Below are 12,362 nucleotides of genomic sequence, written 5' to 3'. Positions count from 1 at the left end.
CACCACAACACGGCCGATTGGAAGCAACACCCATCGCACATGCTCTCAGAGCATGTGCAACCCACTATCCCCGCAGGTCAGGACGAGGAAAGCGGCCTCTCCGTACACACATTTTGTCCTATAACCCACCCTTGACGCCCTCATCTGTGAAGAGCCCCCATAGCCGTGCACCGAGACGAGCGTGCCCTTGCCCAGCAGATCCTGGATCAGTCCCCTCCTCATCGGGGATCGCCCACAGGGTGCCGAGATCCGGGATCAGCACGGCGTAGCCCCGCTCAGCAAGAGCCTCCCCGAGATAGGTCATGCCCTGGTCGTAGCGGATCTCCTCGGTGCCCTCGGGGCATGTCGAGGGGCCGGCGCACGAGGCCAGCGCGGAAGAGGAGAGCAGGGTGAGCATGAGGGTCCGTCGACGCATACCCCGAGTGTGTGACCCGCAGGTAACCACAGGCGTCCGCCGATGGTCGGGTCCTCGATGCGCGCTCGATCACAGCGCGGGGTGCACCAGTTGCCCGGGCAGCTCGCTCACGCGGTCCCGAGCGCTGCATCGACCAGCGGCGCCCCCAGCAATCCCAGGAACGGCCCGGCCAGCAGCACGGGCCCGACGGCAAAGCGCACCCCCGCACGCCGCGTGGCGACCAGGACCACCGTCCCCGCGAGCCCGGCCAGCAGCATGATCCCCAGCATCCCGGCGATGAGCTGCTGCCCGCCGAACGCCGCGGTCATCGCCACCACGGCCGGGAGAGTCTTCGCATCCCCCATGCCCAGCAGAGGCGGAGCCACGAGCGCGATGAGGATCGCCCCGGCCCCCACCAGCAGCGCAAGCACCGCCGCGACCTTCAGGTCCTGCCGCACAGATGGGACCAGCAGCGCGAGCAGCCCCAGGCACACGGTGAGGCTCAGCGTGAGCGAGGCGACCAGCGGATTGGGCAGGCGATGCTCGCGCCCGTCGGCCCATGCGAGCAGTACGGCATGCGGCAGGTACACCACCAGCAGCACTCCGTACAGGGCCAGATCCGCAGCACTCACCCCGCCATTGCACCAGAGACCGCCGTCGCGGCGCGCGTCAGCCACCGATCCTGTGGATAACCCGGGCCATGGAAGAATCACCGCCATGCTGCACGTCCTCTTCCATGAGCCGGCGATCGCCGGGAACACTGGCAATGCGATCCGTTTGGCCGCGGTCACCGGGGCGCACCTGCACCTCATCGAGCCGCTCGGCTTCGACTTCGAGGACGCGAAGCTGCGCCGCGCCGGCCTGGACTACCACGACCTCGCCGACCTGCAGATTCACCCCGATCTGGACGCTGCCCTCGCGGCTCTCCCGGGGGCGCGGGTCTTCGCCTTTACCACCCACACCGGCACCGGCTTCCACGAGATCAGCTACCGCGAACATGATGTGCTGCTGTTCGGCACCGAACCCACCGGCCTGCCGCCGTACGCGCTTGAGCATCCGCGGATCACGAGCCAGGTGCGCATCCCCATGCTTCCGGCCCGCCGCTCCCTGAACCTCGCCAATGCCGCCTCCATCGCGGTGTACGAGGCCTGGCGACAGCTCGGCTATACCGGGGCGCAGCGATGAGTCCCCGCCGCCCGGCCCAGCCCCGGCGCGGCCGCCCCGGTCTGCCGTCCCGGCTCGAGCGGCGCAACGCCCTGTTCCAGCAGTGGCAGGCGCTGCTCGGCAACCGCACCAAACGTACCCGCAGCGGGGAGATGCTGATCCAGGGTGTGCGTCCCCTCACCCAGGCCATCGCCAACGGCATCGAGATCCGGGCCCTGCTGAGCGATGGGCGGGAGAATCCCTCGACCTGGGCGCAGCAGCTGCTGGCCGACCCTCCCGGGCCCGTGGTGCAGGTGGCGCCCGAGCTCATGGCGGAGCTGGGGGAGCGGGAGGAGGGTGCCCCGGAGCTGCTGGCCATCGCGGCGCTGCCCGCCGATGACCTCACCCGGCTGGATGCCGCCGGTCCCGATGGGGTCGTGGTCGTGTTCGATCGGCCGACGGGGCCGGGAAACATCGGCTCCCTGGTCCGCAGCGCGGATGCGCTCGGTGCGCAGGGGGTCATCATCACTGGGCATGCCGCCGATCCGTGGGATCCCGCAGCGATCCGCGCGAGCACTGGCTCGATGTTCGCGCTGCCCGTGCTGCGCCTCGCCTCCCACCGGGACGTCATCGACTGGGTGCAGCAGCGCCGCGCCGCCGGGGAGGAGCGGCGCATCATCGGGCTCGATGAGGCCGGCGGTCACCTGCTCGCGGACACTGACCTCACCGGTGGACTCGTGCTCGTCGTCGGCAACGAGACGGTGGGCATGAGCAGCGCCTGGCGGGAGGCGTGCGATGTGATCGCCGAGATCCCGATGCAGGGCTCTGCTTCCTCGCTGAACGCCGCGGCGGCCGGGTCGATCGCGCTGTACGAAATCGACCGGCAGCGCCGCAAGGCCTAACCCGCCTGTCAGCTCACAGGGTCGAGGTGACGCGGATGATCCGTCGGCGCATCCACACCTTCCGCCCGCCGCCCAGGTACACCCGGGTGCGGGCATGCTCCCAGCGGCCGTACTCCGACTGCTCGGCGAGTTCCGCCCGGACCTGTCCCACACTCGCGCCGCGCGGCACCGTGATGATCTGGAACTCGTAGTCCTCGGGGCGGCGGCCCTTCTCGAGCGGCAGATCCCGCCAGCCCCGCGGATCGGGCACATGCTGGATCCCGGCCACGAGCTCGGTGCGCGGTGTGATCATCGGCTCCTCCTGGCGGCGCTGACCTGCACGGTATGGCTCCGCACCGTACAGGATCCCGCCCCGGCGCTCCCAGCCATCCCGCGATGGATTCGTGACCTGCCGCGAGCCCTTCCCCTGTTCAATTCGGGGATGGACGCGGTACGGTCAGCGCATGAACACGGATCCTCGCTCCGCCCTCGCTGCGCTGATCGCTGCCCTGGAACGTCACTACGAGGCCGCTGCCGCCTCGCGCGGTGACGACGATCCCGCCCTGGATGCCGCCACCGAGCGGCTGACCACGGCGTTCGATGCCTACGACGACGCACTGTTCGACGAGTTCGACATCGCCACGCCGCTGATCGTCTTCGACGGCGATGATGAGGACGATGACGACGACTTCGATGACTTCGACGAGTTCGACGACGATGACGACTACGACGATGATGACGAGGACTACGACGACGAGGACCATGACGACGACCGCTGAGTCGTCATCGCATCCGCGGGATATCCACGGACCCTTCACCCTCTGAACTCCGCGCGGCGCCGGGCATGCAGCCCGGCGCCGCGTAGTCTGTTCCGGGCCCCGGAGCACCGGGTGCCCTGCTGATGCAACAGGAGTGCCATGTCCTTCCTCGAGGCCGTCATCCTGGGTCTGGTCCAGGGCCTGACGGAATTTCTGCCCATCTCTTCCAGCGCTCACGTGCGCGTGGTGGGGGAGCTGCTGAACCCCGGCCAGGATCCCGGCGCTGCATTCACCGCGATCATCCAGCTGGGCACCGAGACGGCGGTGCTGATCTACTTCTGGAAGGACATCACCCGCATCATCGGCCGCTGGTTCCGTGCCCTCGCGGGCAAGCTGCCGCATTCGGACCCCGATGTCCGCATGGGCTGGCTGGTGATCATCGGCTCGATCCCCATCGGCGTGCTGGGCCTGCTGTTCGAGGACCAGATCGACCACTCCCTGCGCAACCTCTACATCACCGCGACGATGCTCATCGTCTTCGGCCTGCTGCTGGGACTCGCGGACCGGATCGCCCCGCAGCGCAAGGAGCTGAGGGAGCTGAACATCCGTGACGGCATCCTGTTCGGTCTCGCCCAGGCCCTCGCCCTGATCCCCGGGGTCTCCCGCTCCGGCGGCACCATCACCGCCGGTCTGCTCATGGGCTACACCCGGCAGGCCGCCGCCCGCTACGCCTTCCTGCTGGCGATCCCCGCGGTGTTCGCCTCCGGCCTCTACAAAGCTGTGAAGGATGTGCCGGTGCTGTTCACGGCCGATGGGCGGGCGGCCGCTGCCGCTGCCGGGGAGCCGTCCCTCATGGCGATCATCGTCGCGACCGTGATCGCCTTCGCAGTGGGCTACGCCGTGATCGTCTGGTTCATGCGCCTCATCGAGAACCGCTCCTACCGCGTGTTCGTCATCTACCGCGTCGTGGCGGGCCTGGTGCTGCTGGCCCTGCTGGGAGCCGGGGCGGTCGACCCTCTGGCCGGTGCCTGAGACACCTGGCAGGAAGCGCCTGAGCGAAGGCGCTGCTCTGATGGGCTAGGTCGCTGCCGCGGCGAAGTCACGGCTCGCCCTCAGTCCCCGCCCGTATGATCGATGGGTGCACTCCTGGAATGCCCCTGCCTGGACCCCTCTGCCCGCCTCCGGCCTGCCGCTGCGCCTGTTCGACACCCGCAGCGGCCGCATTGCGCCGGTGGTGCCGCAGCAGGAGGGGCATGCTCGCCTCTACGTCTGCGGGATCACGCCGTATGACGCCACCCACCTGGGTCATGCCGCGACGTATCACGCCGCCGATCTCATGCACCGCGCCCTCGCGGACACTGGGCATCGGGTCACGACCGCCCAGAACGTGACCGACGTCGATGACCCGCTGCTCGAGCGGGCCGCGCGTGATGACGTGGACTGGCGTGAGCTCGCCGCCTCTCAGGTGGCGCTGTTCGCCGAGGACATGGAGGCGCTGCGGGTGCTGCCGCCGCACACCTTCCGCTCCGTGAGCGAGGCGATGGAAGAGATCATCGCGGCGGTCACTGCCCTCGTGGAGCGTGGGCGCGCCTATCGCGTCGAGAACGACGATGTGGTCGATGCGGACTGGTATCTGGATCTTTCGCAGGACGGCGCTCTGGGGGACGTATCGGGCTGGAGTGAGGAGCAGATGCTCGAGGTCTTCGCCGAGCGCGGCGGGGATCCGGAGCGGCCCGGGAAGCGGGGGCGCTTCGATCCGCTGCTGTGGCGCGCCGCCCGGCCCGCAGAACCCGCCTGGGACGCACCGATGCTCGGCCGCGGCCGCCCCGGCTGGCACGTGGAGTGTGTGTGCATCGCCGACCAGGGACTGGGTCTGCCCTTCGACATCCAGGCCGGGGGCAGCGATCTCATCTTCCCCCATCACGACCTGTCCGCCGCGCATGCGGTGGCGCTCGGTCGGCCCTTCGCCGTCGCCTATGCGCATGCCGGGATGGTCGCCTACGAGGGCGAGAAGATGAGCAAGTCGCTGGGCAATCTCGTGTTCGTCCACCGTCTGGTGCGTGACGGGGTGGAGCCGATGGCGATCCGTCTGGTGCTCATGGCCCACCACTACCGCTCGGACTGGGCCTGGTCCGACGCCGAGCTCGACACTGCCCGGCAGCGCCTGGAGACCTACCGCGCCGCGGCGCGCCGGGGCGGGCGGCACCAGGCCGTGGTGGAGGCCCTGCGGGCGTCCCTGCGCCAGGACCTCGACACCCCGCAGGCGCTGGCAGTCCTCGACGCCTGGGCCGCCGGGGAGGAACCGCCGACGCTCGAGCTGGGGCCGGATGCTCCCGCGGATGTCGCGGCAGCGGCCGATGCGCTGTTCGGTCTTGATCTGACGTGAGCTGAGCACCTGAGCGCCCGGGCGCTTGGCTGCCGGGGTCGCTCAACTGCCCGGGCAGCTCAGCCGTCCTCGCGGCGACGGCGCAGGAACTGCTCGAACTCCTTGGCGATCGCATCGCCGCTGGCCTCCGGCAGCTCGGCCGCATCCTGCGCCTGCTCCAGGCGCCGCACATAGTCGGCGATGTCCTCATCGGTGCGGGCCAGCTCATCCACGCCCCGCTCCCACGCCTCGGCATCTTCCACCAGCTCCTCGAGCGGGATCGGCGCCCCGATGTGCTCCTGCACCTGGCGCAGCAACGACAGCACCGCCTTCGGGGAGGTGTTCTGCGAGACGTAGTGGGGGACCTGCACCCACATGCTCGTCGTGCGCAGGCCCGCGGCCGCCGTGCGGCGGGCGAGGATCGTCGGCACCCCCACCGGGCCCTCGTACAGGCTGCTCTCCTCCACCTGCTGCGCCGGCACCGGTTCGACCAGCGTGGAGGTGGGCAACGGGCGGCTGTGCGGGGCATCGGCCAGCAGCGCCCCGAGCGAGACCACGGAGCTCACATCGAGGATCTGCAGCTGCTCGAGCACTTCATCGCAGAAGCGCTTCCACCGCAGCGACGGCTCGGGCCCGCACACGGTGATGATCTCCTGACCGCGCGGCGGGGTGATCAGCCGCAGCTGCGTATCCGGCCAATCCACCACGCGCCGGGAGTCCTCGGTGGTGCGGATCTCCGGCCGATTGACCTGAAAATCGATGAACTCCTCAGCATCCACCGCTCCGGCCGGGCGCGAAGGCCACACCTCCAGCAGGTGATCGATCACACCGGTGGCGGCCTCACCGGCGTCATTCCAGCCGGAGAACGCGGTGATGGCGATACGACTCATCGACCCATCATAGGCCGGGTGGCTTGAGCGGCGCCGCGGCGCTCTGCGCAGGTGGGGCCCGTATCCTGCCTCCGGCGCAGACCGTGCCAGGACCGCGATGATTCCGTGATCGCCCAAGCAGCGTCGATCACTGCAGCCACAACCGTGAGGAGGTGCCGATGCGAGGCCGTGCCCTGCGCCTGGGCTCCCTACCGCCGCTGCGCGTCAGCCCCGGCACCGTGATCATGGTGCTCGTGCTGGCGGTGCTCATGTACCCGGCGCTCGAGCGCGTCTCCGAGACCCCCTCTCGCGCGATCCTGCTGGCCATCGGGGTGGGAGGTTTCCTCGTCCTGTCAGTACTGGTGCATGAGGCCGCGCACGCCCTCATTGCCCGAGCCTTTGGCGCCCGCGTCGACCACATCGCACTGACGCTGTGGGGCGGGCACACCCAATACCGCGGCGGACCGCGCGGTGGACTGGGCTCGATCCTCATCTCTCTCGCGGGCCCGGTGAGCAATCTGCTGCTGGCCGCTCTGACGTTCGCGATCACCGGACTGGTCGCCGTCCCGGGGACAGCGACGGCACTGTTCTGGGGCTTCTGCTCCTGGCTGAACCTGGCGCTGGCCCTGTTCAATCTGCTGCCCGGGCTGCCGATGGACGGCGGGCGCGCCCTCGAAGCTCTGCTGGGCAGCATCCTGCGCCGCCCGACCGTCGGCACCCGGGTCACCGCGTGGATCGGCCGCGGTCTCGCGATCGCCGTCGTCCTGGTGCCGTTGTGGCGCGCCGCCCGCGGACACGCCTCGATGACCGGACAGCTGCTGACCATCGTGTGGGCTGTGCTCATCGCCTCCCTGCTGTGGTCCGGGGCTTCGCGCGCCCTGGAGGGCGCCCGCGTCCAGGAACGTGCCGAGCGCTTGGACGCTGGCGACCTGCTGCGCTCGATGCTGATCTGCGCGCCGCAGACCCCGCTCGGCCAGCTGCCCGCCCAGGTTGATCCCGAGCAGGTGCTGGTGGTGGACCTCGCCCCGGATCCGGCGGCACCCGGCAGCCTCGGGCGCGCCTACCGCCTCGATGCCGGGGCTCTCGCGGCGGTGCCCGCGCCGCGCCGCGAGGCGACCGCGGTCAGCGCTATCGCCATGCCGATCGGGCCCGTGCGTTCCCTGCCCGGAGACCTTGCCGGTGATGCGCTGCTGTCCGCGATGCTGGATGCGCCCGCCCCCGTGTACCTCGTGCGGGAGGCCGACGGGTCGGTCCGCGGTGTGATCATGAGCGCGGATGTCAACGCCCGCCTGCGCGGACGGTGAACACCGGGCGGTCTCACCCCGGCGCAGACCTATGCTGGAGAGTATGACTGATCAGCCGCAGCCCGACGGGGCTCCTGCTCCCGCCCCCCGTGCCCCGCGCCGCGGCCTGGATCGCACCGGCCCCTTCGCCCTCGGGGACAAGGTGCAGCTGTCCGACGCGAAGAACCGCCTGCACACCATCACCCTCAAACCCGGCGGCCGCTTCCACACCCACCGCGGCGTGATCCTGCACGAGCAGCTGATCGGCGCCGAGGACGGTGTGGTCATCGAGGACAACCACGGCACCCGCTACCAGGCGCTGCGCCCCCTGTACAGCGACTACATGCTCTCCATGCCGCGCGGCGCCGCGATCATCTACCCCAAGGACTCCGCGCAGATCCTCATGTGGGCCGATATCTTCCCCGGTGCGCGCGTGCTCGAAGCCGGGGTGGGCTCCGGCGGGCTCACCACCGCGCTGCTGCGCGCTGTCGGCCCCGAGGGCAGCGTCCACTCGATCGAACGGCGCGAAGATTTCGCCGAGGTGGCCCGCGAGAACGTCGAGACCTATTTCGGCGGGGACCACCCTGCCTGGCAGTTGAGCGTCGGCGATTTCCAGGACATCGCTCCGACGCTCAGCCCCGGCACGCCCGCTGTGGACCGCGTGGTGCTGGACATGCTGGCCCCCTGGGAATGCGTAGATGCCGCCGCCGAGGTACTGGTGTCCGGTGGCGTGTTCCTCGCCTACGTCGCGACCGTCACCCAGCTGTCCCGCACCGCCGAGGCCCTGCGCGACCACGGCGAGTTCACCGAGCCCTTTGCCTGGGAGTCCTTCGTGCGGCCATGGCACCTCGAAGGTCTCGCCGTGCGGCCCGAGCACCGCATGAATGCCCACACCGGCTTCCTGCTGACCGCCCGCCGTACCGCGCATGGCACTCCGGCGCTGCGCCGCATCACCCGTCCCGCCCCCGGGTCCCGGGATGAGGCGGAGCTGAACCACCCCGACAACGACGGCTTCGGCGGCTCCACGAACGAGTGGACCCCGCAGGACCTGGGGGAGCGGGGCGTCGCCCCGCGCAAGATCAAACGGGCCCTGCGGGACATCCGCCAGGGCCGGGACCGCTGAGCCGCGTGCCAGCACCGCCCCGGACCCCGTCGATCCCCACCCAGCCGATGAAGGAGGAGACATGGCGATGAAGACCTACGCGGAGATGACCGCGGAGCTCGAGCAGCTCGCCGCCCACAATGACCGGCTGATCTCCTCGCTGCGCTCCGCCCGCACCCAGATCGTCGAGCTCAAGGCCGACCTCGAACGCGTCGGCGATCCACCGAACTCCTACGCCACCTTCCTGCGCCGCTGTGAGGGCACCACCATCGACGTGCTCCACAACGGGCGCCGCCTGCGCGTAGCGACCGCCGCGCAACTGGACCTCGAGGCCCTCACCCCCGGCGCCGAGCTGCGGCTGAACGAGGCCCTCGCCGCGATCGAGGCGGTGCCCGCGGCCGATGCCGGGAACGTGGTCACGGTCCTGGAATCCCTCGCCGATGAGCGCGTGATCGTCGCTGTCGCCCCCGATGACAACCGCCTGCTGCGCCGCGCCGGCGGCCTCGGGTCCGAGCCCCTGCACCCGGGCGACCACGTCCTGGTAGATCTGCGCGCGCAGCTCGTACTCGAACGGATCGAGCGCGCCGAGATCACCGACCTCGTCCTCGAGCAGGTGCCGGAAGTGACCTTCGAGCAGATCGGCGGGCTCGGCCCACAGATCGAGGCGATCCGCGACGCCGTGGAGCTGCCGTTTTTGCAGCAGGACCTCTACCGCACCTACGGCCTGCGACCCCCACAGGGCGTGCTGCTGTACGGCCCGCCCGGCTGCGGCAAGACCATGATCGCCAAAGCGGTCGCGCATGAGCTGGTGCTGCGCAGCGCCGAGGTGCGGGGTATCAGCACCGAGGAGGCACTCGCGAACTCCGCCTTCCTCAACGTGAAGGGCCCCGAGCTGCTGAACAAGTACGTCGGAGAGACCGAGCGTTCGATCCGCCTGGTGTTCGAACGGGCCCGCGAGAAGGCCGCCGCCGATCACCCCGTCGTCATCTTCTTCGATGAGATGGAGGCGCTGTTCCGCACCCGCGGCACAGGGCTCTCGAGCGATGTGGAGACCACGATCGTGCCGCAGCTGCTGGCGGAGATCGACGGTGTCGAAGGCCTGGACAATGTCATCGTCATCGGTGCCTCCAACCGCGAGGACATGATCGATCCGGCGATCCTGCGGCCCGGCCGCCTGGATGTGAAGATCCGCGTGCGCCGCCCTGATGCGCAGGCCGCCCGCGAGATCTTGGGTCTGTACCTCGATGATCAGGTGCCGGTGCGTGAGGACCGCGAGGCGCTGCTGGACCTCGCCGTACAGGAGATCTACGCCGAGGATCCCTCGACGGCGTTCGTGCGCATCGACTTCTCCGATGGCAGCCACGAGACCCTGCATTTCCACGACGTGGTCTCCGGGGCGACGCTGCGCAACATCGTCGACCGCGCGAAGAAGCTCGCCGTCAAGGACCAGATCGCCACCGGGGAGGTCGGTGTCGGCGCCGCGCATCTGCATGCCGCCATCCGCGCCGAGTTCGAGGAGAACGAGGACATGCCCGCCTCCGGGCAGGCTGAGGACTGGGCGCGCGTGAGCGGCCTCGGTGGACGGCGCCGCATCGAGGCGATCGTGCCGCTGACCGCCCGGGACCTCAGCAGCGAGGAGGAGAGGACCGCATGACCAGCCCCGCCAGCCCGGACCGTGACCCGTCGGCCCCCCGCCTCACCACCGAGCGGGTGATGGGTATCGAGACGGAGTTCGGGATCCTCCACGCCGACCTTGAGGAGCGGGCCCAGGCCGGCACCGGCAGCTCGATCCTGCTGTCCCACCTCGTGGTGGGTGCCTACGCCCTGCTCGATGAGAACGAGGGGGAGCGCGGGCGGCGGGTCCGCTGGGACTACGGGGATGAGACGCCGCTGCGGGATGCCCGCGGCTTCGAGCTCGAGCGCGCCGCCGCCCACCCCAGTCAGCTCACCGACGAGGTGCATGACGCCCACGTCCCCAGCATCGAGCTGGACCTGCCGCTGCAGGGCCCGGAGATCCCGCCGGACGGTGATGACCAGGAGATCCTCGCCTGGGCGACGCAGCGCTCGATCGGCAACTCGGTGCTCACCTCCGGGGCCCGCTGGTACGTGGACCACGCCCACCCCGAGTACTCCGCCCCCGAGGTGCTGCGCGCCCGCGAAGCGGTCATCGCGGATCGGGCCGGGGAGGAGATCGCGCGGCGCGCCATGAACATCCTCGCCCGCACCGACGGGGTGCCCGCCGTGGCGCTGTACAAGAACAACACCGATGGCAAGGGCGCCTCCTACGGCACCCACGAGAACTACCTGCTGGACCGCGCTGTGCCCTTCGAGGACGTGGTCGCTGCGCTGCTGCCGTTCCTGGTCACCCGCCAGATCCTGGTGGGCGCCGGCCGGGTGGGCATCGGGCTGCGCGGCGAACAGCCCGGTTTCCAGATCTCCTCCCGCGCTGACTTCATGGAGGCCGAGGTGGGGCTGGAGACCACCCTGAATCGGCCCATCGTGAACACGCGCGATGAACCCCACGCCGACGCCGAGCGCTTCCGCCGCCTGCACGTGATCATCGGGGACGCCAATCAGCTCGAGGAATCGACCTTCCTCAAGCTCGGCATCACCTCCCTGCTGCTCGCCGCCCTTGAGGCCCAGCACCGCAGTGGCACCCGCATCCTCCCGGACCTCACCCTCGCCGACACGGTCCAGGCCGTGCGCGATATCAGCCACGACCCCAGCCTCACCACCACAGTGCCGCTGGCCGACGGGCGCGAGCTCACCGCCCTCCAGATCCAGCGCGCCCACCTCGAGGCGATCCGCGCAGCCGCCGACCTCGACGACGCCGAGACCGCGCAGGTCCTCACCGCATGGGGCGAGATCCTCGATCTGCTCGAACGCGACCCGATGCTGGCGGCCGGCCGCGTGGAATGGGTGACGCTGCTGCAGCTGCTCGAGCGCTACCGCGCCCGCCACAGCCTGGGCTGGGAGGATCCGCGCCTGGCGATGATGGCCCTGCAGTTCTCTGACCTGCGGCCCAGCACTGGCCTGTTCGGCAGACTGCGGGCCGCCGGCGCGGTGCCCACCCTGGTCAGCGAGCAGGAGGTGCAGCAGGCGATCACCACGCCGCCCGCGAGCACCCGCGCCCACCTGCGCGGCGCCCTCGTCGCCGCGCACCGGGCCGATGTGCCCTCCGCCGGCTGGGATGTCATCACGCTGCGCGGCAGCGAGGGCAGCATGCGGCTGCGGCTCGCCGATCCGCGCCTGGGCTCACAGCAGTGGTGCTCCCACCACGGCATCGACCCCGCCGCCCCCATCGATGAGACGCTCGCGGCGCTGCAGCGCGCCGTGAGCACCGACTGACCACCCGCTACGCACCCCAGGAGGAGCGATGTCCCAGCAGTCCCTGAACGCCCCCGGGCCCGGCGACGACGAGAACCCCGGCGAGGAGAACCTCACCGGCGGCCAGACCTTCGCCTCCGCGCAAGCGGCTGATGACCTGCTCGATGAGATCGACTCGGTGCTCGAGGCGAATGCCGAGTCCTTCGTGCGCTCCTTCGTGCAGAAGGGCGGGGAGTGAGC

14 protein-coding genes are annotated in these 12,362 nt (G+C 70.1%); 10 read left to right on the top strand and 4 right to left on the bottom strand.

The genetic code is table 11. The annotated features are described in order from the left end of the window. Window positions 1-118: 118 nt before the first annotated feature. Both MU407_RS06285 and MU407_RS06280 read right to left on the bottom strand, forming a co-directional pair. Entirely contained in the window at window positions 119-415 is a 297-nt protein-coding gene (locus MU407_RS06285; protein ID WP_246956221.1) for a hypothetical protein, read from the bottom strand. A 107-nt stretch (window positions 416-522) separates the two neighbouring features. After that, on the bottom strand, window positions 523-1,071 hold the full coding sequence (locus MU407_RS06280; RefSeq protein ID WP_246956219.1) for a hypothetical protein: 549 nt from the start codon (window positions 1,069-1,071) through the stop codon (window positions 523-525). 40 nt (window positions 1,072-1,111) lie between these two features. Here MU407_RS06280 and MU407_RS06275 point away from each other — a divergent pair, with 40 nt between their 5' ends. After that, the gene (locus MU407_RS06275; RefSeq protein WP_102236291.1) at window positions 1,112-1,579 is read left to right on the top strand and encodes a tRNA (cytidine(34)-2'-O)-methyltransferase; all 468 of its coding nucleotides are present in this window, start codon (window positions 1,112-1,114) and stop codon (window positions 1,577-1,579) included. Beyond that, on the top strand, window positions 1,576-2,439 hold the full coding sequence (locus tag MU407_RS06270; RefSeq protein ID WP_246956217.1) for a TrmH family RNA methyltransferase: 864 nt from the start codon (window positions 1,576-1,578) through the stop codon (window positions 2,437-2,439). Before MU407_RS06275 ends, MU407_RS06270 begins: the two co-directional genes overlap by 4 nt. Window positions 2,440-2,452: 13 nt before the next feature. On the opposite strand, the gene MU407_RS06265 is transcribed toward MU407_RS06270, so the two are convergent. Continuing rightward, window positions 2,453-2,731, bottom strand: coding sequence for a DUF5703 family protein (locus tag MU407_RS06265; RefSeq protein ID WP_102236289.1), 279 nt, complete (start codon window positions 2,729-2,731; stop codon window positions 2,453-2,455). A 151-nt stretch (window positions 2,732-2,882) separates the two neighbouring features. On the opposite strand from MU407_RS06265, the gene MU407_RS06260 reads away from it, so the two are divergent. The 3 genes from MU407_RS06260 (at window position 2,883) to mshC (ending at window position 5,562) form a co-directional block, all read left to right on the top strand. Next, entirely contained in the window at window positions 2,883-3,197 is a 315-nt protein-coding gene (locus MU407_RS06260; RefSeq protein ID WP_102236288.1) for a DNA primase, read from the top strand. A gap of 138 nt (window positions 3,198-3,335) precedes the next feature. After that, window positions 3,336-4,208, top strand: coding sequence for an undecaprenyl-diphosphate phosphatase (locus tag MU407_RS06255; protein WP_246956215.1), 873 nt, complete (start codon window positions 3,336-3,338; stop codon window positions 4,206-4,208). Window positions 4,209-4,314: 106 nt separating this feature from the next. Beyond that, window positions 4,315-5,562, top strand: coding sequence for a cysteine--1-D-myo-inosityl 2-amino-2-deoxy-alpha-D-glucopyranoside ligase (gene mshC / locus MU407_RS06250; RefSeq protein WP_246956213.1), 1,248 nt, complete (start codon window positions 4,315-4,317; stop codon window positions 5,560-5,562). A 59-nt stretch (window positions 5,563-5,621) separates the two neighbouring features. Here the strand turns inward: mshC and MU407_RS06245 are convergent, their stop codons facing one another. After that, entirely contained in the window at window positions 5,622-6,431 is an 810-nt protein-coding gene (locus tag MU407_RS06245; protein WP_246956211.1) for a PAC2 family protein, read from the bottom strand. Between the two features lie 158 nt (window positions 6,432-6,589). Between MU407_RS06245 and MU407_RS06240 the strand changes: the two genes are divergently transcribed. The 5 genes from MU407_RS06240 (at window position 6,590) to MU407_RS06220 (ending at window position 12,360) form a co-directional block, all read left to right on the top strand. Next, window positions 6,590-7,714 (top strand): M50 family metallopeptidase, encoded by a 1,125-nt coding sequence (locus MU407_RS06240; RefSeq protein ID WP_246956209.1) that lies wholly within the window; start codon window positions 6,590-6,592, stop codon window positions 7,712-7,714. 43 nt (window positions 7,715-7,757) lie between these two features. Beyond that, the gene (locus MU407_RS06235) at window positions 7,758-8,816 is read left to right on the top strand and encodes a tRNA (adenine-N1)-methyltransferase (protein ID WP_246956207.1); all 1,059 of its coding nucleotides are present in this window, start codon (window positions 7,758-7,760) and stop codon (window positions 8,814-8,816) included. 61 nt (window positions 8,817-8,877) lie between these two features. Next, a complete protein-coding gene (gene arc, locus MU407_RS06230; RefSeq protein ID WP_246956205.1) occupies window positions 8,878-10,449 on the top strand; it encodes a proteasome ATPase in 1,572 nt (523 codons plus the stop codon). Next, window positions 10,446-12,143 (top strand): depupylase/deamidase Dop, encoded by a 1,698-nt coding sequence (gene dop / locus MU407_RS06225; RefSeq protein WP_246956203.1) that lies wholly within the window; start codon window positions 10,446-10,448, stop codon window positions 12,141-12,143. Before arc ends, dop begins: the two co-directional genes overlap by 4 nt. Before the next feature lie 28 nt (window positions 12,144-12,171). Continuing rightward, a complete protein-coding gene (locus MU407_RS06220) occupies window positions 12,172-12,360 on the top strand; it encodes a ubiquitin-like protein Pup (protein ID WP_102236281.1) in 189 nt (62 codons plus the stop codon). Window positions 12,361-12,362: the final 2 nt, after the last annotated feature.

The sequence above is a fragment of the Brachybacterium sp. Marseille-Q7125 genome, from assembly GCF_023062615.1.
In the GTDB taxonomy this organism is placed as follows: domain Bacteria; phylum Actinomycetota; class Actinomycetes; order Actinomycetales; family Dermabacteraceae; genus Brachybacterium.
This window is presented reverse-complemented; position numbering and strand designations above follow the sequence as displayed.